Origin of the sequence: Streptococcus shenyangsis (genome assembly GCF_006385785.1) — a bacterium.
Taxonomy (GTDB): Bacteria; Bacillota; Bacilli; order Lactobacillales; family Streptococcaceae; genus Streptococcus; species Streptococcus shenyangsis.
This window is the reverse complement of the sequence record NZ_VFSH01000001.1, coordinates 280,263-303,635: the sequence shown is the minus strand read 5'-3', so window position 1 is coordinate 303,635 and position 23,373 is coordinate 280,263. Positions and strand designations below refer to the sequence as shown.

At 34.8% G+C, this 23,373-nt stretch carries 19 protein-coding genes and 3 tRNA genes; 9 read left to right on the top strand and 13 right to left on the bottom strand.

Features of this window, described 5'->3' with window-relative positions:
• Position 1 precedes the first annotated feature (1 nt).
• The 10 genes from FJR77_RS01585 to FJR77_RS01540 all read right to left on the bottom strand — a co-directional run bounded on the left by FJR77_RS01585 (position 2) and on the right by FJR77_RS01540 (position 11,168).
• Positions 2-370: a septum formation initiator family protein gene (locus FJR77_RS01585; RefSeq protein ID WP_140833900.1), complete on the bottom strand. Its 369-nt coding sequence runs from the start codon at positions 368-370 to the stop codon at positions 2-4.
• Entirely contained in the window at positions 363-629 is a 267-nt protein-coding gene (locus FJR77_RS01580) for an RNA-binding S4 domain-containing protein (RefSeq protein ID WP_001234978.1), read from the bottom strand. The genes FJR77_RS01585 and FJR77_RS01580 overlap by 8 nt, the downstream gene beginning before the upstream one ends.
• A 57-nt stretch (positions 630-686) precedes the next feature.
• A complete protein-coding gene (gene mfd, locus FJR77_RS01575; protein ID WP_140833902.1) occupies positions 687-4,196 on the bottom strand; it encodes a transcription-repair coupling factor in 3,510 nt (1,169 codons plus the stop codon).
• Positions 4,197-4,766, bottom strand: coding sequence for an aminoacyl-tRNA hydrolase (pth, locus tag FJR77_RS01570; protein ID WP_140833904.1), 570 nt, complete (start codon positions 4,764-4,766; stop codon positions 4,197-4,199). It abuts the gene before it with no gap.
• Positions 4,767-4,838: 72 nt separating this feature from the next.
• Positions 4,839-5,954, bottom strand: a complete 1,116-nt coding sequence (gene ychF, locus FJR77_RS01565; RefSeq protein WP_140833906.1) for a redox-regulated ATPase YchF — start codon at positions 5,952-5,954, stop codon at positions 4,839-4,841.
• A gap of 84 nt (positions 5,955-6,038) precedes the next feature.
• Positions 6,039-6,233, bottom strand: a complete 195-nt coding sequence (locus FJR77_RS01560) for a DUF951 domain-containing protein (protein WP_000285186.1) — start codon at positions 6,231-6,233, stop codon at positions 6,039-6,041.
• A gap of 65 nt (positions 6,234-6,298) precedes the next feature.
• Positions 6,299-7,435 carry a DNA polymerase III subunit beta gene (gene dnaN / locus FJR77_RS01555; protein ID WP_000581173.1) on the bottom strand — a complete coding sequence of 379 codons (1,137 nt, stop codon included), beginning with the start codon at positions 7,433-7,435 and terminating at the stop codon, positions 6,299-6,301.
• 157 nt (positions 7,436-7,592) lie between these two features.
• Positions 7,593-8,954: a chromosomal replication initiator protein DnaA gene (dnaA, locus tag FJR77_RS01550; RefSeq protein WP_140833908.1), complete on the bottom strand. Its 1,362-nt coding sequence runs from the start codon at positions 8,952-8,954 to the stop codon at positions 7,593-7,595.
• A gap of 216 nt (positions 8,955-9,170) precedes the next feature.
• The gene (locus tag FJR77_RS01545) at positions 9,171-9,929 is read right to left on the bottom strand and encodes a ParB/RepB/Spo0J family partition protein (protein WP_140833910.1); all 759 of its coding nucleotides are present in this window, start codon (positions 9,927-9,929) and stop codon (positions 9,171-9,173) included.
• Positions 9,930-9,986: 57 nt separating this feature from the next.
• Positions 9,987-11,168, bottom strand: a complete 1,182-nt coding sequence (locus tag FJR77_RS01540) for a S1C family serine protease (RefSeq protein ID WP_140860023.1) — start codon at positions 11,166-11,168, stop codon at positions 9,987-9,989.
• Between the two features lie 182 nt (positions 11,169-11,350).
• Between FJR77_RS01540 and rlmH the strand changes: the two genes are divergently transcribed.
• The 7 genes from rlmH (at position 11,351) to FJR77_RS01505 (ending at position 14,535) form a co-directional block, all read left to right on the top strand.
• Positions 11,351-11,830: a 23S rRNA (pseudouridine(1915)-N(3))-methyltransferase RlmH gene (gene rlmH, locus FJR77_RS01535; RefSeq protein ID WP_140833914.1), complete on the top strand. Its 480-nt coding sequence runs from the start codon at positions 11,351-11,353 to the stop codon at positions 11,828-11,830.
• 43 nt (positions 11,831-11,873) lie between these two features.
• Positions 11,874-11,947: transfer RNA gene (locus FJR77_RS01530), tRNA-Arg, on the top strand.
• A 165-nt stretch (positions 11,948-12,112) separates the two neighbouring features.
• Positions 12,113-12,238 (top strand): competence-stimulating peptide ComC, encoded by a 126-nt coding sequence (gene comC, locus FJR77_RS01525; RefSeq protein ID WP_049535516.1) that lies wholly within the window; start codon positions 12,113-12,115, stop codon positions 12,236-12,238.
• Between the two features lie 20 nt (positions 12,239-12,258).
• The gene (gene comD / locus FJR77_RS01520) at positions 12,259-13,584 is read left to right on the top strand and encodes a competence system sensor histidine kinase ComD (RefSeq protein WP_140833916.1); all 1,326 of its coding nucleotides are present in this window, start codon (positions 12,259-12,261) and stop codon (positions 13,582-13,584) included.
• A complete protein-coding gene (gene comE / locus FJR77_RS01515; RefSeq protein WP_000866069.1) occupies positions 13,581-14,333 on the top strand; it encodes a competence system response regulator transcription factor ComE in 753 nt (250 codons plus the stop codon). Before comD ends, comE begins: the two co-directional genes overlap by 4 nt.
• 51 nt (positions 14,334-14,384) lie before the next feature.
• Positions 14,385-14,456 (top strand) — tRNA-Glu (locus tag FJR77_RS01510).
• Between the two features lie 5 nt (positions 14,457-14,461).
• A tRNA-Asn gene (locus FJR77_RS01505) sits at positions 14,462-14,535 on the top strand.
• A gap of 39 nt (positions 14,536-14,574) precedes the next feature.
• Here the strand turns inward: FJR77_RS01505 and FJR77_RS01500 are convergent.
• Positions 14,575-15,117, bottom strand: coding sequence for a TetR/AcrR family transcriptional regulator (locus tag FJR77_RS01500; RefSeq protein ID WP_140833918.1), 543 nt, complete (start codon positions 15,115-15,117; stop codon positions 14,575-14,577).
• A gap of 127 nt (positions 15,118-15,244) precedes the next feature.
• Here FJR77_RS01500 and FJR77_RS01495 point away from each other — a divergent pair, with 127 nt between their 5' ends.
• On the top strand, positions 15,245-17,887 hold the full coding sequence (locus FJR77_RS01495; protein WP_140833920.1) for a YhgE/Pip domain-containing protein: 2,643 nt from the start codon (positions 15,245-15,247) through the stop codon (positions 17,885-17,887).
• Between the two features lie 30 nt (positions 17,888-17,917).
• On the opposite strand, the gene FJR77_RS01490 is transcribed toward FJR77_RS01495, so the two are convergent.
• Both FJR77_RS01490 and FJR77_RS01485 read right to left on the bottom strand, forming a co-directional pair.
• The gene (locus FJR77_RS01490) at positions 17,918-20,461 is read right to left on the bottom strand and encodes a YfhO family protein (protein ID WP_140833922.1); all 2,544 of its coding nucleotides are present in this window, start codon (positions 20,459-20,461) and stop codon (positions 17,918-17,920) included.
• A gap of 58 nt (positions 20,462-20,519) precedes the next feature.
• Positions 20,520-22,142, bottom strand: coding sequence for an ATP-binding cassette domain-containing protein (locus FJR77_RS01485; protein WP_140833923.1), 1,623 nt, complete (start codon positions 22,140-22,142; stop codon positions 20,520-20,522).
• Positions 22,143-22,347: 205 nt separating this feature from the next.
• On the opposite strand from FJR77_RS01485, the gene trpS reads away from it, so the two are divergent.
• Entirely contained in the window at positions 22,348-23,373 is a 1,026-nt protein-coding gene (gene trpS, locus FJR77_RS01480; RefSeq protein ID WP_000165458.1) for a tryptophan--tRNA ligase, read from the top strand.

The window sequence follows — 23,373 nt, the reverse complement described above, 5'->3', positions numbered from 1 at the left end:
ATCACCTTTGAAGCAAGTCAGGAATCGTATAAACAGATTCCCGATTCTTAGAATAATAGTACTTCGCTCGTGTATATTTGGCAGCATAATCCTCGTCTTTCAACTTGGTAGCAAATGCTGTCTCCTTATCCTTTTCATCACTCAAAGTTTGATACTGAGTTTGCAAGTCTGCTAATTGCTGACGTCTTTGGAGTAATTGCTGATAGCTCTGCGCTAAATTAAAAGTTGGCAAAATAAATAACAGCATAATCAAAATCAATACCCACCCCATAAAACGATTCCGTTTTTGTCGTTCTTTCATCAGGTAGCGACGACGTTGGTATTCATTTTGGATAAAAGAATTGTTTAATTGTACAATATTCTTAGACATTTTCTTCTACCCTTGTTTCACTGATAATTTCATACATGCCTGCTGCATCTTCTTTTTTTGTACTATCTTTCATCTCTAGTACTTTGACAAGTAGCAACTTATTTCCAAAACGAATTTCAACTTGGTCATTAACTTTCAAATCCGTTGAACTTTTGGCCAAGATTCCATTCACCTTGATTCTGCCTTTATCTGCTACTTCTTTTGCGACTGTACGACGCTTGATAATTCTTGATACTTTTAAATATTTGTCTAATCTCATTTTTATTACCTCAATTTATTATTGTACCATTTTTATCTACTTTATAGAAAAAAAATATCAAATGACATTTTCTTCCTTCGACTCTTTTATCTCTAATAAACTTTCTCCAAAAATGAGCAGACCTTCTAAAATTTCATAGTCCTTCTTGTTTCGGACATCAAATACGACTTCCATTAATCCCTTATTCTCAGCTATTGCTGCTTTTATGTTTGTTGCAGATAAAGCTTTAAAATAATCTTGAGCTAAAAACAGTCGTTGAGTGACTTTTTCAAATTGAACTGTAATCTTATTCTCTTTTCTTTCCACACGTTGAACAAAAACCTTGTCAAAATAAGACTTGACCAAACCAATCTCTAAAAGATAGGCTACCACGTCTGGATATTCTCCAAAACGGTCTATCAACTCCTCTTGTAACTCTTCATAATTGACACGGTTGTCAATTTGACGAATTTTCTTGTAAATTTCGATTTTATGTCTTTGGTCAGAAATATAAGTATCAGGAATATAGGAATCAATTTGTAAAATCAATTCAGCATTTCCTTTGGTTCTTGTGTTAGTGTTAGCATTACCGTTTCTTCTAGCAATAGCTTCCTCTAGTAACTGCGAATACAATTCAAAACCAACAGAATCAATGAAACCAGACTGGGATTTTCCTAAAAGATTTCCTGCTCCACGAATCGAAAGATCTCGCATAGCAATCTTAAATCCCGAGCCCAATTCTGTAAATCCTTTGATAGCTTCTAATCTCTTTTCAGAAACTTCACTGATTGATTTTTCTGGACGATACATGAGATAAGCATAAGCAATGCGGTTGCTACGACCAACTCTTCCTCTTAACTGATACAAGGTTGACAAGCCCATATGGTCTGCATTTTCGATAAACAAGGTATTAGCATTTGGAATGTCCACCCCTGTCTCGATAATGGTAGTCGTCACCAAGATATCATATTGTCCCTCAATAAAGTCTAATAGAGTATTTTCCAACTGGATTTCACTCATTTGTCCGTGAACATACCCAATCGAAGCTTCTGGAATCAACTCCTGTAATTCTGAAACCTTCTGATCAATTGTGTCAACTTTATTGTAAAGATAGTAAACTTGACCTCCACGCTCCATTTCACGCAAAACAGCATCACGAATGACACTATCATTCTTTTCCAAAACATAGGTTTGCACTGGATAACGATTAGTCGGCGGAGTTTCAATAACAGACAAATCTCTGATTCCCAACATAGACATATGGAGGGTACGAGGGATTGGAGTAGCGGTCAAAGTTAGGACATCCACTTGTTTCTTCAATTCTTTCAAAGTTTCCTTATGCTTGACACCAAATCGCTGTTCCTCATCAATAATCATCAATCCTAAATCAGCAAATACAACATCTTTTGACAAAACACGATGGGTTCCAATCAAAATATCAACTTGACCGTTTTTCAATTTTTCAAGTGTTTCAGTCTGCTCTTTTTTACTTCTAAAGCGACTCAACACATCAATATTAACTGCAAAATTTTGGAATCTTTCCTTAAAATTGGTATAGTGCTGTTGCGCTAAAACCGTCGTCGGAACTAGAACGACAACTTGTTTGTGATCATTGACTGCCTTAAAGGCTGCACGCATAGCAACTTCAGTCTTTCCAAAACCAACATCCCCAACTAAAAGTCTATCCATTGGTTGAGAAGCCTGCATATCTCTCTTGATTTCCTCAACACTACGAAGTTGATCATCCGTTTCAACATAAGGGAAGGCATCATCAAAAGCATGTTGATCCTCATCATCAGCTGAGAAAGCAAACCCCTTCAACTGTCTGCGTTCAGAATAAAGTTTAATTAAATCGTCAGCTATATCCTCTACCTGGTTCTTAACTTTTTGCTTTGCTTTTTTGAAATGACCATCATTTAATTTATTGAGTTTAGGTGCTTTACCGTCACTTGAAACGTATTTGGAAAGTAGATGAATCTGTTCCACTGGGATAGAGATTTGATCCCCGTTTTGGTATTGAACACTAACATAATCACGATGAATCCCTTTGATTTCAATGGTTTCAATTCCTAGATATTGGCCAATCCCATGAATATGGTGAACAACGTAGTCCCCTCTTTCAAGTTCATTGTAATCTTTTAATCTCTCTGCGTTTGAAACATGTTGTCTTCGAAAACGACGTTTCAATTTCTTTTGAAAAATCTCATGTTCAGTAATAAATAAAATCTTTTCATCTACAAAATGAAAACCATGTCTGAGATTTCCCTCGATTAAGTTTACAGATTCTTTACAAATACTTGACTTATCTCTGGAATCTAATTTAATCTGGTATTCCTCTAAAACATCCTCCAATGTTTTACTTCCCATTGAATTGCTAGACTGTAGGATAATAGTATAATCCATTTTTTTGTATCGTTCAACTTCTTCTTTTAGAAAAGAAAATTGATTGAAAAACTCCTGCATGGGATATTGATTAAATTGATAAATTTGGTCAAACTTGAGATTTCCTAACCCCTTTTGTATATTAGAGAAAAAGGTAACCGGACTCTGTTTTTTATAGAGTTGCTCTGTATCTGCAAAATACTGCATCTCAGAAAATGCTTTACTGCTCTGTAATTCTTCTGTAAAGTATTGTGCTAATTCTCTTTCAAAGACTTCATACTGATTCATCAATTTCTGATAATCATCAAAGAATATTGGTATGTCTTTTTCAATATAATCAAATACAGTACATGATTTCTCATAACACAAAGATAAAAATTTCCTAGAATCTGCATGACTTTGTTTTTGATGAAAACTTGAAAGAATTTCTTCTAGATAAGATTTCAGAATCGGCGATAGAGTCTTCAAAATTTGTTTTTCTAAAGTCAACTGACCTCGTTGATAATCTTCTTCTCTTATGAGAATATCACTAGCTGGAAAGATGATGAGTTCTGACTGATTTTCTTTCGATAATTGTGTTTCGACTTCAAAAGTACGAATTCCATCTACCTCATCACCAAAAAACTCAATTCGGCAAGGTTCTAACTGAGATATTTCAAAAATATCTAAAATATCTCCTCGAAGACTAAATTCTCCTTGAGTTTGTACTTGTGTAACCTTTCGATAACCAATTTCCTTTAACTGATGGATAAGCGCATGTTGGTCATATTCTTCACCAACTACAATTTTTATAATACTTTCTTTAAATACAGTTGAAGAGGGTAAAATCAGTCGACTTGCTGCAATATTACAAACTAAGATCCCTTTCTTAGACGGATCACTCAAAAAACGCAAAGCTTCAACCCGTGAGATAATTTTTTCTTGTGAAGACATTAAAAACTCGACCATAGGTGAATCATCTACCAAAAATGGATAGACAAATTCCTCACCTAAGATAGAAATAAGATCACTAATAATCCCTTCTGCTTCTCCATAAGTTGATGTCAATAAAACAATCTTATCTTCTTTCTTCAAACTACTAGCGATGGCTAAAGCTTTTGTAGAAGTTGACAAACCTAACATTAATTGTCTTTTTTTCTCTATCAGATTTTGATGCCATTTTTTGATCTGATCATTTTCTGAGAACAACTCTAATAAGGTCACCATTTATCCGTTATACCTCTGCATCATTTTTTCAAAGTTTTTCTCTTGTAAATAATAATTTACAGCATCGTCAACTTTGTCAATAGACTGTAAAATACCGATATAATCATCCTTGTCAAACTTACTTAAAACATGATTAACAACTGACATGCCGTTTTTGGGTCTTCCAATTCCAACCTTAACACGATTAAAGGCCTGAGTCCCTATATGTTGAATAATAGACTTGATACCATTATGACCACCTGCTGATCCTTTTGCTCTTAAACGAATTTTCCCAACTTCCATATCAAGGTCGTCGTAAATGACGAGTAAATCTTCAATATCCAAACCATAGTAAGTCAATAAAGCATGAACCGCTTTTCCACTTTCATTCATAAAGGTCATTGGTTTAACCAGATAAATTTTTTCTCCATTTAGGAAAAAGGATGCTAGTTCAGCTTGAAATATCTTATCATGTGTAAAGCTAACATTCTGTTTTTTTGCTAGTTGGTCAATCAGCATAAAGCCAACATTATGTTTAGTTTCAAAATATTTATCTCCTGGATTTCCCAATCCTACAAGTAATTTTGTCATTTATATTTCCTTTCAAAAGTCAAAAGGGTTGGAATTTTTTTCCAACCTAATTGACATTATTTTAAATACTGATTAAACGTTAAAGCGGAATTCCATGATATCGCCGTCTTGGACGATATATTCTTTACCTTCTTCACGCAAACGTCCAGCTTCTTTTACGGCCTTTTCAGATCCGTATTTCACTAGATCCTCATATGACATGGTTACCGCACGAATAAATCCTTTTTCAAAGTCTGAATGGATAATACCAGCTGCTTGAGGAGCCTTCATACCACGTTTGAAAGTCCAAGCACGAACTTCTTTTTCACCAGCTGTAAAATAAGTTCCCAATCCAAGCAAGTGGTAAGCTGCACGAGTCAACTTGTCAACGCCTGATTCTGTCAAACCAATGGCTTCAAGAAACTCTTTTTTATCTTCATCGTCCAATTCAGAAATTTCTTCTTCAGCACGCGCTGAAATGACTACTACCTCTGCATTTTCTGTCGCTGCGAATTCACGAATTTGTTTGACATAGTCGATAGAATCTGGATCTGAAACTACATCCTCATCGACATTAGCAACATAAAGAACTGGTTTAGTTGTCAACAGGAAGAGACCTTTGACAACTTTTTGTTCTTCATCTGTAAATTCGATGGTGCGAGCTGATTTTCCATCTTCTAGGACTGGTTTAATCTTTTGAAGAACATTAAATTCTTCCACAGATTCTTTATCTTTTTGCGTGCGTGCCATCTTTTCTACACGCGCATAACGTTTATTGACTGATTCTAAGTCAGCAAGAATCAATTCCAGGTTAATGGTGTCAATATCTGCAAGTGGATCCACAAAGGCATCTTCACGTCCTTGCTCGCGCATAACATTTTCATCATCAAAAGCACGAACTACGTGAACAATCGCGTCTACTTCACGGATATTAGCCAAGAATTTATTCCCTAGCCCTTCTCCTTTTGAAGCTCCTTTTACAATTCCTGCGATATCTGTAAATTCAAATGTTGTTGGAACTGTCTTTTTAGGAGTGATCATTTCCGTTAGTTTTTGTAGGCGTTCATCTGGAACCTCAACCATTCCAACGTTTGGATCAATCGTCGCAAATGGATAGTTTGCAGCCTCTGCTCTTGCTTTTGTAATTGCATTAAATAGTGTTGATTTACCAACGTTTGGCAAACCAACGATACCTGCTGTTAAAGCCATATTTTCTCATTCTCCGTTTTCATTTCAATCCCTAATATTATAACACAAAAAGGGAAAACTTGCTAACTCTCTAACTAAGGGTTCTCAGTCAATAATTTTATTCATTTTTCGATCAAAATCATAGCGTCCCATCATGACAACATGGTCACAATTACTACATTTGATTTTGATATCTGCCCCTACACGTGTAATTTCCCAACGATTAGCTTTTTTTCCTGTTGACTTGATTGTGCAAGCATGTGGTTTTTTCATTTCAACAAAATTTCCAACTTGATACATACTACTCTCCTTTTTCTTTTTTGATTATATCATAAAAGAGGCGAGCTAGGCTCAACCTCTTTCACTTAATTTGTACGAACTGGTGTAATAAGCTGCATGAAGTCCTCATCAGTGTCTGCTGGCACAAGAGTAAATGGACGAACAGCTGAGATAAAGCTAATGGTCACCTTTTCGCTATTTAAAGCTTTAAGAGAATCAATCAAGTAAGTTGGATTGAAACTAATGGTCAAATCTTCACCAGTCACCTGATCAGTATCGATTTCTTCGTTTACTTTACCAACTTCTGGAGAGTGAACATGGGCGCTAACAACCCCATCTTTTATTTCAAGTTTCACAGTACCATTTTGAGTCGCACTTGATAAAAGACGAGCACGTTCCATTGACTGGCGTAAGTTTACAACATCAAAAGTAATAGTAGTGTTAAAGTCTGTTGGAATCAAGCGATCTGTATCAGGATAGTTTCCTTCTAGGAGACGAGTATAGAAGCTAATATTTTCGCTTCTAAAGAGAATTTGATTATTGGCAAAGAAAATCTCTACAGTTTCGATATCATCTGTAAATACCGCTGAAAATTCGCGTAGAGAACGGCTAGGAATGACAACATCAAAATCATCACTATTTTTCTCAAGCGTTAATTTTTTCTGACTTAGACGATGAGAGTCTGTTGCAACTGTTTTTAACTCTTTGTGTTGACTCAATACAAAATGAACACCTGTCAAAATTGGACGACTCTCTTGTGTACTTGCAGCAAAGGCTGTTTCATTGATAATTTTCTTGAGTAATTTTGTTTCAAGAACCAAAGGAGTGCTTGCTGAAATTTCTTGGATTCGTGGGTACTGTTCGCTATCTTTTCCTTTTAGGGTAATTTCTGATTTTCCACTGGTTAAAACAATTTGATTTTGTTCAATTTCTTTAAAATCAAGAGTCACATCAGGTAGACTAGATACCACATTGATGAAGAAAGAAGCTTCAAGAAGGATAGAACCTAAAGAAGTAATTAACAAACCAGCATCTTCATTTTTTTGAGAAATAAAATTTTCAATTGAAATTTGACCATTTGAACCAATTAAAGTAACACCTTCATTGGTCACGTCAATTTTTACGGTTGATAAAATAGGAATGGCATTTTTAGAACTAATAGCTCTCTTAGTAGTATTTAATGCTTGTAGAAATAAATTTTTATTAATTGAAAAATGAATCATGGATTCTCCTTTATTTATTTTAGTATTAGAAGGATAATAGTAATAATAGAGTCTGTGAAATCTGTGGAAAACAGACTAAAAGTAAGGCATACCAAGTTTTTTGCCTTGTTTAAAAAATGTGGATAAAAAAGATAAAAAAGCGAAAGTTATCCACAAGTTATTTTATTTTCTTTTTGATTGATTCAATTTCTAAACGTAAATTATCGTCTTCATCAATCAAAGATTTAATTTTTGCATGGGCGTGAATGACTGTTGTATGATCTTTTCCACCAAATTCCTTCCCAATTTTTGGAAGACTATTATCTGTTAGTTCTCTAGATAAATACATGGCTACTTGACGGGCTAAAACAATATGTTGAAGGCGTCTGCTTCCCTTCATTTCTTTGACACTAACTCCATAGAAGTTACCAACTTCATTTTGGATTTTGTCAATTGGGATGACGAGCATTTGGCTAACATCCTGTTTGCGAGCTCTAATAGCTTCTGCAGCAATATCAATAGTGATATCCTTGATTTTTTTTACTTTGGCAATTAAAGTGATGTCGTTGATGGCTCCCTCAAGATCTCGAACATTTGAATCAAATTGTCCAGCTAGGTATTCTAGAGTATCACTTTGGAAATTGTAGCCTAAATGTTCCGTTTTACTTTGTAAAATGGCAATACGTGTTTCAAAGTCAGGGGGTGTGATAGTTTGTGTTAATCCCCAACTAAAGCGCGTGACAAGCCTCTCCTCGAGCCCTTCTAGATGTTTTGGACTTCGATCACTCGTTAGGACAATCTGTTTTTGCTTGTCGTGCAGTGCATTAAAGGTATTGAAAAATTCTTCTTGTGTTGCAACTTTTTTACCACTTAGAGATTGTATATCATCAATCAATAAAAGATCAAGGCTACGATAGGTCTTTTTAAACTTTTCCATCTCCCCAAGTCTTAGGTGATCAAGAAAGTCATTAATAAAGCTTTCAGCAGGGATATATTTAACACGCGCATCAGGAATGTTTTTTAGAATTTCATTTCCAATAGCGTTTAATAAGTGAGTCTTTCCAAGCCCAGGTCCTCCATAGATAAAAAGAGGATTATAGGTCAGAGCCAAATCTTCAGAGACAGCCAAGGCGGCTGATACTGCCCAAACATTTCCATTCCCTTGAATAAAGTTATCAAAGGTGTACCTTTCTTTTAATCCCGTATCCGAATAAGGAATAGATGCTAACTTTGGACTATAGTCATAAAGAGTTGAATTTATATCTTCTTTAACTTGTGAGATAGTCGTATCTTGAGGTTTGGTGAAAATATAGTGGGGAGTTATTTCAGCGTCATAAACTTCAAAACCAGCTACTACAATAATATCTTTTAGTTGTTTTTCCCAGACCATTTCCATTTCAGAGCGAGGTAGAAATATAGTGGCAATATTTTCTTCTACCTTGACGAGTTCAGCTTGGATAGCATAGAAATCATACATGGATCGAGTGAGTCTTTCTTGTGCAAATTCTAATATACGATTCCAAAATTGTTTTTCTTTCAATCCGTTCTCCTCCTTTACTATTTGTTTAAAAGTTTAATGCTAGACTTATTTTACCATAGATAGAAAGAATTTTCCACAAGCTGTGAAAAATAATCCACAATGTTATCAAGCTTTATCCACAGGTTGGGGATAAAGCTAAAAACTTTTGATTTATTAAGATTTTTACTTAAAAAAATAGTGGATAACCTTGTGAGATAAAAAAATAAAAGAACAGCCTTATTTCAGGCTGTTGATAATTCTACTGTATTCTTCTTGATTTGAAAAAGAAATAATGATTTTTCCACTATCTTTTTTAGACAGTTTGATTTCAATATCTAATCCGATTAGTTTTTTTAACTGTTCCTCTTCATTTTGTATGAAATAATCATTTTTTTGCTGTTTCTTTTGTTTTTTCTCTGTCAGAAGAGCTTCTAACTTCCTTACAGAAATATCTTCCTCGATGATTCGTTGAAAGAAATAGTCTTGTTGTTCCTTATTCAACCCAACTAGCGAACGTGCATGTGCTTGTGATAGTTTGCCATTTTCTACTTCTGAGAGGATTTGTTCTGGCAAGGAAAGCAAACGAATGGAGTTGCTGATATAAGGACGAGACTTGCCCATTTTATCTGCAATTTCAGCATGGGTAAATCCTTTATCTACAAGAGATTCATAGGCTCGTGCTTCTTCTATTGGATTTAAATTTTCTCTCTGTAAATTTTCAATGATAGACTGTATCATCATCTCTTGGTCTGAGAGTTGCTTAACAACAGCTGGGATAGACGTTAGACCAGCTAAAAGTGAAGCCCGATAGCGTCTCTCTCCTGCAAGGATTTCATAACCAATTACAGGAGATTGACGAACAATAATAGGTTGAATGATACCATTTTCTTTGATGGACTGTGCTAGTTCATCTAGTTTTTCTCCATCAAATTCTTTTCTAGGTTGATAGGGATTTTTTTGTATATCCGTGATAGAAATCATTTCAAATTTTTCCATGATTCTACACTAACACATCTTTTCTCTTATGTAAAGCTTTCTTTACATAGATGTCAATTAAGATTCTAAATCACCTGAACTCTTGTCAAGTTTAATAGATGTAGTTTCTTCTTTACCGTTGCGATAGTAAGTGATCTTAATGGTGTCTCCGATAGAATGATTGTAAAGAGCACTTTGTAAGTCTGTTGATGAAGCAATCTCCTTGTCATCTACTTTTGTAATAACATCGTATTTTTCAAGGTGACCATTGGCAGGCATATTACTTTGCACAGAACGAACGACTACACCAGATGTTACATTGCTTGGAATATTCAATCTTCTAATATCACTTGTATTAATATTTGAGAGATTGACCATTTGGATGCCCAAAGCTGGACGCGTCACTTTTCCGTTCTTTTCTAACTGTTCAATAATATTGATAGCATCATTTGCAGGAATTGCAAAACCAAGGCCTTCTACAGATGTTCCTCCATTTGTTGCAATTTTACTTGAAGTAATTCCGATAACCTGTCCTTGAATATTGATCAGTGGGCCACCAGAGTTACCTGGGTTAATAGCAGTATCAGTTTGGATGGCTTTTGTAGAAATGGCTTGTCCATCTTCAGATTTTAAAGATACATTTCGATTAAGACTAGATACGATACCTTGAGTGACAGTATTTGCATATTCAGAACCTAATGGGCTACCGATGGCAATGGCAGTTTCTCCTACGGTTAACTGACTAGAATCACCAAACTCAGCTACTGTTGTCACTTTTTCTGAAGAGATTTTGACGACAGCAATATCAGAGAAAGTATCAGCTCCGACAATTTCTCCGGGTACTTTAGTTCCATCTGACAATCGAATATCGACTTTGCTGGCACCATTTATAACGTGATTGTTGGTGACGATGTAAGCTTCTTTATCATTCTTTTTATAAATAACCCCAGATCCTTCGCTAGAGATTTGCTGAGAATATGTATCAGTCTCATCATTGCCAAATACGCTATTTTGTCTATTTGCTGAATAAGTAATAACAGAAACAACGGCATCTTTTACTTTATTAACAGCCTGTGTTGTTGAATTTTCGTTCTTATAGGCAGTTTGTGTAATAGTACTATTGTTGTTAGAGTTACTTACACTACTTTTTTGAGTTAGTTGAGCTATTGAAAAACTACCCAAGGCTCCACTAAAAAAGCTAATGACGATAACGATTAATAATTGAAACCATTTTTTGTAAAATGTTTTTAAATGTTTCATATTTGCCTCCATATTTTTAAATTACTGAAAGTATAAACTGACTAGCTTAATTATAACTTAAACACAAAAGTTTTACACAAACTGTGGATAACTCTTTGAAAATTGTGATTTTCTCAATTGAAATCTATTTTTTATTTTGTGAATAAGATGTGAAAAAATAGAGAATATGTTAGAATAGAGTCATGAAAATTAAAGTTGTAACAGTTGGGAAACTGAAAGAAAAGTATTTAAAAGATGGTATCGCAGAGTATTCAAAACGAATTTCTCGATTTGCTAAGCTTGAAATGATTGAACTAGCAGATGAAAAAACACCAGACAGGGCCAGTGAATCAGAAAATCAAAAGATTTTAGAAATAGAAGGTCAGAGAATTTTATCAAAAGTTGGTGACCGTGATTTTGTTATTGCGTTAGCTATTGAAGGGAAAACTTTATCCTCGGAAGAATTTAGTAAGCAGTTAGAAGAAGCTTCTATAAAAGGATTTTCTACTCTTACCTTTATTATTGGAGGGAGTTTAGGATTGTCATCAGCTGTAAAAAAGAGAGCCAACCTTTCTGTTAGTTTTGGCCGCTTAACCTTGCCCCATCAGTTAATGAGACTAGTCCTTGCTGAACAAATCTATCGCGCTTTTACGATTCAGCAAGGTTCGCCCTATCATAAATAGAAAATTGACTTTTAATTGAATTTTTGGTAGAATGATTGTATTAGGTCTCATAGCTCAGCTGGATAGAGCATTCGCCTTCTAAGCGAACGGTCGCAGGTTCGAATCCTGCTGGGATCAATATAGTAGCAAAGCTGGGAATTTTCCCGGCTTTTTTCTTAAAAAAGTACACTTGGGGAGAAAAAAATGACAGTTGAGAGAATTTTATCTAAAATGAAATTCCATTTTGTATAATGGTTTTTGTAAGTTAGCTTACAAGAAAAAAACATTTTAGGAGATTTTATTATGAAAAACACAGTTAAATTGGAACAGTTTGTAGCCTTGAAGGAAAAAGACTTGCAAAAGATTAAAGGTGGGGAAAGTAGGGTTTCAGACATCCTCCTTGATTTTCTTTTCCGACGAAAAAAGTAATGAAATAAGGAGAAAGAGTAATGGATTTATTTGGATTTGGGATAGTTCTTGTTCATTTTTTAATTATTAGTCACAGTTACCATTTAATTTGTAAAGGTCAAATAAAAGCAAAGGAACTATACGTTTTTGGTATCTATACATTACTAGTAGAAGCAGTACTCGAACTTCCCTTTTATCTCCTATATTTAGATGGGTTAGGAATTGCAAGATTTTTATTTCCTTTGGGCTTATATTCCTATTTTCGATGGATTAAACAGTATGAGAGGGATAGAGGACTATTCCTAAGTTTACTACTATCTCTTTTATATGAGAGCACTCATAACTTTCTGTCCGTAACGTTCTCCTCTATAACAGGAGACAATTTTGTTTTACAATATTATGGCCTATTCTTTTTCGTTGTAACGGTGTTGACCTATTTTGTTGTTTTAAAAATCATTCATTATTTCCATTTGGAACTAGCCTATTTTGACAAGGACTACCTTTATCCTTTCTTGAAAAAAGTATTTTTTGCCTTACTACTGCTCCATATTGTATCTTTCGTTTCAAATATGGTAAGTACGATTAAACATTTGAATAGTTTTGGAAGTATTTTATCATCTATTGTTTTTATCTCGTTACTTTTGACCTTCTTTGCAATGAATTCTCATAAAGTTCAAATGGAGAAAGAGATTGCTTTGAAGCAGAAGAAATTTGAACAAAAACATTTACAGAATTACACAGATGAAATTGTTGGACTGTATAATGAAATCCGTGGTTTTCGACATGACTATGCTGGGATGCTTGTCAGCATGCAGATGGCAATTGACAGTGGTGATTTACAGGAAATTGACAGAGTTTACAATGAAGTTTTGGTCAAAGCAAATCATAAACTGCGTTCAGATAAGTACACTTACTTTGATTTGAACAACATAGAAGATTCAGCTTTACGAAGTTTGGTTGCTCAGTCAATTGTCTATGCTCGAAATAATGGTGTAGAGTTTACACTGGAAGTAAAAGATACGATTACCACGCTCCAAATTGAACTATTGGATTTAGTTCGTATCATGAGCGTCTTATTGAACAATGCTGTCGAAGGATCGGCTGATAGTTATAAAAAGCAGATGGAAGTAGCAGTTATTAAGATGGAAACTGAAACAGTTATTGTGATTCAGAATTCATGTAAAATGACGATGACTCCTTCAGGAGATCTATTTGCTTTAGGATTCTCCACTAAGGGAAGAAATCGCGGGGTAGGATTAAATAATGTGAAAGAACTACTAGATAAGTACAACAATATTATTTTAGAAACAGAGATGGAAGGCAGTACATTTAGACAAATTATTAGATTTAAGAGGGAATTTGAATGAAAGTTTTAATTTTAGAAGATGTTATTGAACATCAAGTGAGACTAGAGAGAATATTGGATGAAATTTCGAAAGAATCGAATATTCCAATATCATACAAAACAACAGGAAAAGTCCGTGAATTTGAAGAATACATTGAAAACGACGAAGTAAATCAGCTTTATTTCCTAGATATTGATATTCATGGGATTGAGAAAAAGGGATTTGAAGTGGCTCAACTCATTCGTCATTACAATCCTTACGCTATTATCGTCTTTATCACCAGTCGATCAGAGTTTGCGACTCTAACCTATAAATACCAGGTATCAGCCCTAGATTTTGTTGATAAGGATATCAACGATGAGATGTTTAAGAAGAGAATTGAGCAAAATATCTTCTATACTAAAAGTATGTTACTTGAAAATGAAGATGTTGTAGATTATTTTGACTACAATTACAAGGGAAATGATTTAAAAATTCCTTACCATGACATTTTGTATATTGAAACAACAGGTGTCTCTCATAAATTGCGCATTATTGGTAAGAATTTTGCAAAAGAGTTTTATGGTACCATGACAGATATTCAGGAAAAGGACAAACATACTCAGCGATTTTATTCTCCTCATAAGTCATTTTTGGTAAATATAGGCAATATCAGAGAAATTGATCGAAAGAATCTAGAAGTTGTTTTCTATGAAGATCATCGCTGTCCTATTTCAAGGTTAAAAATTAGAAAATTAAAAGATATTCTAGAGAAAAAATCTCAAAAGTGATTGACAATTAGCAAGAAATTGATATAATGGTTATATCTGCTACAGATAGAAGGTCCGTTGGTCAAGGGGTTAAGACACCGCCTTTTCACGGCGGTAACACGGGTTCGAATCCCGTACGGACTATTTTATCCGCCATAGCTCAGTTGGTAGTAGCGCATGACTGTTAATCATGATGTCGTAGGTTCGAGTCCTACTGGCGGAGTATAGATAAAAGGGAACACAACTGTGTTCCCTTTTTGTATCAATTTGTATCACCAAGCATCTTCATAAGGAAGTCTGTTATTTCTTGAGGACTTTCTTTTTTTCCATGTGCAATCCAAGTTTGGCAGACACCAAAAAGTGCATGAGTTAGATAGATGCTACTATATTCTAATTCAGTGGTATTGAGATTCAGTTGCATAAATCGCTTTTGTAAATCTGTACTTAGCATGATATGAAGTTTATTTCGTAAGAAATTTTGGATTTCTTTAGTCCCATTTTCAGAAAGAAGGGCAGCTAGAAGTGGTTCTGACTCTAGATATTCAAATACTTCTAGAATAGCATCTCTTTTGTGATGAGCATGTTTTTGAAAAATATATTCAAATGTATGAAATAGTTTGCTTTGATAGTGCTCAATCATATCATACTTATCCTTATAGTGAGTATAGAAGCTGGAACGACTAATTCCGGCTTTTTCTGCTAACTTGACAGTAGAAATTTGATCAAATGGTTGTTCCATTAGTAATTGTACCATAGCATTTTCAATAATTCGCTTTGTTTTTAAGCGTTTGTTACTTTCTTGCATATTTCCTCCTTGTAAACAAATTAGACTATATGTCTAAAAATGGATTTTTTATCTTGTAATTTAGATTTTTTAATGTATAATCTATTATATCAAAATTTTAGACAATATGTTTAAAAAAGGAGAAACTATGTTTAAAGAATGGAAAGCAATTTTTAAAAAACCAACCTTTATTATTGTCATGATAGGGATTTCTCTTATTCCTGCTCTGTACAATATCATATTTTTGTCATCAATGTGGGATCCATATGGTCAATTGTCTGACTTACCTGTGGCAGTTGTCAATCATGATAAAGAGGCTTCCTATAATGGTAATAGCATGTCTATAGGAAAAGACATGGTGTCCAATTTAAAAGAAAATAAAACCTTGGATTTTCATTTTGTAGATGAAGAAGAAGGTAAGAAGGGATTAGAAAATGGCGATTACTATATGGTAGTGACTTTACCAAGTGATCTATCTGAAAAAGCAGCTTCTATTTTAACGGATCACCCAGAGCAAATGCAAATCGATTATCAGACTTCAAGTGGTCATAGTTTTATTGCCAGCAAGATGAGTGATTCTGCAATGACACAATTAAAGCAGAGTGTTTCTATCAATGTAACCGAGACCTATACCAAAGCTTTATTTAACAAAATGGTCGATTTAAAGGATGGAATGAGTCAAGCAGCGTCTGGTAGTGAAAAACTAACTGATGGAGCGAATCAGTTAGTGGCAGGAAGTCAAACATTAACTACTAACCTACACTCTTTAGCAGATTCAAGTTTAACATTTTCAAATGGAACGGAGCAGTTTACTAAAGGATTATCCTCTTATGTCTCTGGTGTTGAACAACTTCATCTTGGCTTAGGGAATTTTAATAGTGGTTTAGTTATATATACTGGTGCAGTGAGTCAATTAGATAGCGGGTTAGGTCAATTATCTTCTAAAAGTCCTGAATTAGTGAGGGGAATTAATCAATTATATACTGGTGTAGGATCTTATACTGGCGGTGTTTCTCAGCTCAATGCTGGTCTTAATCAATTTTCATCTGGTGTTAGTGCCTATACAAACGGAGTGGGAAATCTTGCAATAGGTGCTAATCAGTTATCCAATCAATCAGCTACACTTCGAATGGGTATGGAGAAATTAAGTGAAGGGATTCAACAACTTTCTAGTAAGTTAGCTACTTCGTCTGAGCAAAAAGATCAAATTGCTCAATTATCTTCTGGTCTGAATCAGTTAAATCAAGCTATTCAAAATATTGATGTTAGAGATACAAAACAATTAGACTCTGTTTTATCAAGTATAGTATCTCTTTCTAATCAAATGTTAGCAAGTGCTCAGTCTGAAAAAGCAACTACATTAGCTAATATTCAATCGACAGCAGCTTATCAATCATTGACAAGTGAGCAACAAGCTGAGATAAGCGCTTCTGTATCTCAAAATTCGACTGATAGTATTCAATCGGCTAAGTCAATTGTAGCTTTAGTACAAGGTTTACAGGGAAGTTTGGAAAACTTACAAAATCAATCTTCAAGTCTTTCGACATTAAAAAATCAAGCTAATCAAGTATTACCGCTTGCTTCTACTTCTTTGACAGGATTGTCAAGTGGATTAACAGAGATACAAGGAGCTGTTACTAGTAAATTAGTTCCTGCCAGTCAGTCGATTGTATCAGGTGTAAACGCATATACTGCAGGTGTTGATAAAGTTTCTCAAGGCGCAAGTCAACTAAGTGAAAAAAATGCCACCTTGACAGGTAGTTTAAATCAATTAGTTTCAGGCTCAACTACCTTAACACAAAAATCTTCTAGCTTGACAGGAGGAGTTGGTCAATTAGTTGAAAAAACTCCAGAATTAGTGTCTGGTATTGAAAAATTATCAAATGGCTCTAATGAATTGAATCAAAAGAGTCAAGAATTACTGGCAGGAGTTGATAAATTACAATCAGGATCTGGTCAATTAGCAGACAAATCCAGTCAGTTACTTTCAGGTGCTTCTCAATTAGAGAATGGAGTTAATAAATTGGCAGATGGATCTGGGAAACTTGCAGAAGGTGGAACAAAGTTAACTTCTGGATTGGAAGGTTTACAGACAGGAGTTGCTTCTTTGGGACAAGGATTAAGTAATGCTAGTGATCAACTTAAATCAGTATCAACGGAATCTAAAAATGCAGAGGTTTTGTCAAATCCACTTAATCTTTCCAAAACAGACAATGACCAAGTTCTTGTAAATGGAATTGCAATGGCTCCTTATATGATATCAGTTGCTCTATTTGTTGCAGCAATATCAACGAATATGATCTTTGCGAAGTTGCCTTCAGGACGTCATCCAGAGAGCCGTTGGGCTTGGTTGAAGTCTCGAGCTGAAATAAATGGTATTATAGCTATTTTAGCAGGGATTTTGGTATATGGAGGAGTCCATCTTATTGGTCTAACTGCTAATCATGAAATGAGAACATTTATTCTCATCATCTTAACAAGTTTAGTATTCATGTCTATGGTGACTGCTTTAACAACGTGGAATAGCCGTATAGGAGCTTTCTTCTCTCTTATCTTGCTTTTATTACAGTTGGCATCAAGTGCTGGTACTTATCCACTTGCTTTGACAAATGATTTCTTTAGAGCTATTAATCCTTGGTTACCAATGAGTTATTCAGTTTTAGGATTACGACAAACAATCTCTATGACAGGAAATATTCATCACCAAGTTATTTTCCTTGCTGTGATACTAGTACTATTTATTGGTTTAGGTATGCTAGCCTATCAACCTAAGAAAATGGAAGGAGATTAAAAAAATCGACCGATTAACTGGTCGATTTTTTTATGCCTTAGCTGACTTTCGTCTGTGATTATAGATTCCAAATAGTAAGAGAGAAGTAAAGGAACAGATTGCTCCAGTAATAAACCCATTGGGAATGAAGGAAAGTGTAATAGTTCCTTTCCCCTTGGGAACATCAACTTTCATAAATCCAGTTTGAGTTTGTTTCATTTCTATTTTCTTACCATCTTGGTAGGCAGACCAACCTTTGTCATAAGGAATAGTGAAAAAAATAGATGTATCTTGTTGGACATCATATGTAGCAAAAACCTTGTTTTTAGAAGTTGATACTGTTACAGGTTGCTCTTTGATTTTTTGAATAGCCTCAGTCAAAGTTTGGGTATCTAAACGATAGAAGGTAGGAGATTCAAATGATACTTGTGAATTTCCAGGGAAACTAACATGAATATTGAAAGTTTTTTTCTCTTTTGTATAGCCTAGATTAAAGAAGGAGAAAACATTATCAGTTGTAAAAGTCTTCTTCTCCTCGTTGACAAGAATGTCAACCTTCTTTTGTTTATCATTAGCAAAGTGAAGGTTTGTGAAAGAAAGATAAACTTGGCTGTTTTCTGGAACTTCAATTTGATACTGGATTGCTGCATCCTCATTTGAAGAACTTGTAACACTAATCAAATCATCAGTATTTTCTGTTTTGTCATAAGGGATCGGAGAAAAATAATCAAACTTGACGTTAGCAAGTTGATTTAAAAACGAGGTCTGATTATCCAAGGTATGTTCATTGAAATTGACATCATTGTAAACAGATTGACTAGCAAATGCAATCGGAAGAGAGTATTGATTTTCATATAGGGTAAGATTATCTTTTTGATAGATATCTTTAAAACCATACTTATCAATAGGACTGTCTGAGATATTGTACTGGATACCAAATAAACTATCAGCCAAAATACTATTATTGGCATAACGGAGATTGAGATTGGTCCCAGAGGATTTAAACCCAAGTTTATCCAAAGTAGAGCTTGCTGAACGATTTCGAACAGATGAAAATTGAGAGATTCCATTGTAGTTGAATTTCATACTGTCATTTCCTGTCTGAGTTTCTAGTTTTTCAGTACGAGTAAATTGATTTCTAATATATGTTGAGAAAGATTCCATAGCTGGGATATCTCGATTATAAGCAATTCGAGAAGCAAATCCCCATTCCTTAGCAATTCCGTCTATTTGAGATGAAGCATTTAAACTCATTTCAACCATTATAAATAAAGAGATTAGAATGGCAAATAGATTTACAGAGATAAACTTTTTGATAACTGCAAGGAGTAAAAGCGAATAGACAACCAAAAATTCAAGAGTAAGCAGAATATTCAAATCTGTTAAAAAAGAATAATGTGATTTTAGATAGATGGTAGCTAAAAATCCTGTTACTATAAGAAAAAGCGAAACTAAAAAATTCCAGATTTTAATTTCTCTCAGACGATTTAAGACTTCTGCTGCTGTGTAAATTAACAAGGTAGAGAAAATCCAAGCATAGCGATGTAAAAACATGTTTGGAGTATGCATGCCTTGCCAAAATAAATCAAGAGCTTCAATATAAAAGCTTGCAATTAGAAATGTAAAGAAGATTGCATAGATAAGTTTCACGTGAAACTTAATAGATTTCATCGTAAAAAACAAAATGGTCAAAATAAAGGGAAGTAGTCCGACAAAAATCATTGGGATAGCCCCATACTTTGTTGTATCAAAGGAACCAATGAATTGCTTAGCAAAGAGATCAAGGTACCAGCTACTTTCAGTTTGAAACTTTGTAACTTCAGTTAATTTTTCTCCATGTGTCTGTAAATCAAACAGAGTAGGAAGAGTCAGAATCAAACTAGCCATACCAGCTAAAAAGGAGGTCACGACAAAATCAAGAACAGATGATTTTCGGGTTTTAAAGTCCCACGAAATTTGACAGAAATACCAGAAAATAAGAAACAATGCTGTCATATAGCCAAAATAATAGTTTTGGATAAATAAGATTGACAGACTTGTAAAGTACAATAGGAATTTCTTTTCAGTTATCAGTAGATGTAAACCAGTTATAATTAAAGGAATCAAGATAAAAACATCTAGCCAGGTTTTTATCTCTAATTGACTGACAGTGAAACTCATCAGAGCATAGGAAGTAGATAAAGCTAGTTTTAAAGGCTTGGGAATCGATTGAAATAATTTATTTAAACTAAAATAAGTTGATAGTCCAATCAATCCAAATTTTAAGAGAGTTGTCAGATAGACAGCATCTGGCATATTCGACAGATTAAAAAAGTAAACTAGAGGTGAAAGGAAGCTTCCCAAGTAATAACTAGATAGGGCATAGAAATTTAATCCGAGGCCACTTGTAAAGGTGTAAAACAGACTACCATTTCCATGTAGGATATTTCGTAAAGTTACATCAAAAATAACGTATTGATGAAACCCATCTCCCAATAGTGGAGATGTATCGCTGTTCCAGTAGATACCTTGAGATAGATATACTCCTGTCATAATGATTACGGGAATGATGAAAGAAACAAAATAGGTCCAATATGTTTTAAAAAATAATTTCATGTTACCTCATAAAATGTTAGAAAACTCAGCTGGTTAACCCAACTGAGTTTTGAAAATTTTAGTCTTTCCAAAGTTCTTTAACTTTTGCTTGTACTTCTGCATTTTCTAGGAATTCATCATAGGTTTCATCGATACGGTCAATGACGCCATTTTTAGACAAGACAATGATATGGTTAGCTAGAGTTTGAATAAACTCGTGGTCATGGCTGGCAAAGATGATTGATTCTTTAAAGTTTTTCAATCCATCATTCAAGCTTGAGATAGATTCCAAGTCCAAGTGATTGGTTGGATCATCAAGTACAAGGACATTTGATTTCAAGAGCATGAGTTTTGAAAGCATGACACGCACTTTTTCTCCCCCTGACAAGACGTTTACAGATTTGTTAACTTCATCTCCAGAGAAGAGCATACGGCCGAGGAAGCCACGTAGGAAAGTATTGTCATCTTCTTCTTTACTTGCGAATTGACGCAACCAGTCAAGGATTGACTCTCCTCCTGCAAAATCTGCCGAGTTATCTTTTGGCAAGTAAGAACGGCTAGTAGTTACTCCCCACTTGACAGTTCCTTCATAGTCAATGTCCCCCATGATTGCACGAATTAATGCAGTCGTTTGGATGTCATTCTGTCCAATAAGCGCTGTCTTATCACCTGGACGTAAGATGAAACTAATATTATCTAAGATAGTTTCACCATCAATCTTTACAGTTAGATTTTCTACTGTCAAGAGATCATTACCAATCTCACGTTCCGCTTTAAAGTTGATAAATGGATATTTACGACTAGATGGCACAATTTCTTCAAGTTCAATTTTATCAAGCATTTTCTTACGTGATGTTGCTTGTCTTGATTTAGAAGCATTGGCAGAGAAACGAGCAACGAATTCTTGCAATTGTTTAATTTTTTCTTCTGCTTTGGCATTACGGTCTGCTAGCAATTTAGCAGCGAGTTCAGAAGATTCCTTCCAGAAGTCATAGTTTCCGACATAGAGTTTGATTTTTCCAAAGTCAAGGTCGGCCATGTGAGTACATACTTTGTTCAAGAAGTGACGGTCGTGGGATACTACGATAACTGTGTTATCAAAATCAATCAAGAAGTCTTCTAACCAAGTAATCGATTGGATGTCCAAACCGTTGGTAGGCTCGTCCAAAAGAAGAACATCTGGTTTACCAAAAAGTGCTTTGGCGAGGAGAACCTTTACTTTCTCACCGTTGGCCAATTCGCTCATGTTTTGATAGTGCAATTCTTCTGAAATGTTTAGGTTTTGAAGTAGTTGAGAGGCTTCACTTTCTGCTTCCCAACCTCCAAGCTCGGCAAACTCTCCTTCGAGTTCGGCAGCACGCACTCCATCCTCATCTGAGAAATTTTCCTTCATGTAGATGGCATCTTTCTCCTTCATGATGCTATAAAGTTTTTCATTTCCCATGATAACGACATCAATGGCACGTTCGTCTTCATAGTCAAAGTGATTTTGACGAAGAACAGAGAGACGTTCATCTGGACCAAGAGAGATGTGACCAGTAGTAGGTTCGATATCTCCAGCTAAAATTTTTAAAAAGGTTGATTTTCCGGCACCATTAGCACCGATTAATCCGTAAGTATTTCCTTCTGTAAATTTGATATTGACATCATCAAAAAGTTTGCGATCACTAAAACGTAGTGAAACATCAGATACTGTAAGCAATGTTTTTCTCCTATATGTGTAATATATTTATTCTACTAGAAAATATAGAAATATTCAAATTTTTATCTGTCAATTTTTTGTAAACTATATTTACAGAATGCTTTACACGAATCCGTAAATAGCAAGACTGATTTATTTTAATAAATTACGGTTATTTCATTAAAAAAATGCTATAATTGAAGGGACCATATCGAAGGAGAATAAAATGACTAAACCCATTATTTTAACAGGAGACCGTCCAACAGGAAAATTGCATATTGGACATTATGTTGGAAGTCTCAAAAATAGAGTTTTATTACAGGAAGAGGATAAGTATGATATGTTTGTGTTCTTGGCTGACCAACAAGCTTTGACAGATCATGCTAAAGACCCTCAAACAATTGTAGAGTCTATCGGAAATGTGGCTTTGGATTATCTTGCAGTTGGATTGGATCCAAGTAAATCAACTATTTTTATTCAAAGCCAAATTCCAGAATTAGCTGAGTTGTCTATGTATTATATGAATTTGGTGTCATTAGCACGTTTGGAGCGTAATCCAACTGTCAAGACAGAAATTGCTCAGAAAGGATTTGGAGAAAGCATTCCGACAGGATTCTTAGTCTATCCAATAGCTCAAGCAGCTGACATTACAGCTTTCAAGGCTAACTATGTTCCTGTTGGGACAGACCAAAAACCAATGATTGAGCAAACTCGCGAGATTGTTCGTTCTTTTAATAATGCATATAACTGTGATGTCTTGGTAGAGCCGGAAGGTATTTATCCAGAAAATGAGAGAGCAGGGCGTTTGCCTGGTTTAGATGGAAATGCTAAAATGTCTAAATCCCTTAATAATGGTATTTATTTAGCTGATGATGCGGATACTTTGCGTAAAAAAGTAATGAGTATGTATACAGATCCAGATCATATTCGAGTGGAAGATCCAGGTAAGATTGAGGGAAATATGGTTTTCCATTATCTAGATGTTTTTGGTCGCCCAGAAGATGCTCAAGAAATTGCTGAAATGAAAGAACATTATCAACGAGGTGGTCTTGGTGATGTGAAGACAAAGCGTTATCTACTTGAAATATTAGAACGTGAACTTGGTCCTATTCGTGAGCGCCGTATTGAATTTGCTAAGGATATGGGAGAAGTTTATAATATGCTTCAAAAAGGTAGTGAAAGAGCGCGTGAAGTTGCAGGTCAAACCCTATCTGAGGTTAAAGGAGCAATGGGACTTCATTACTTTAACTAA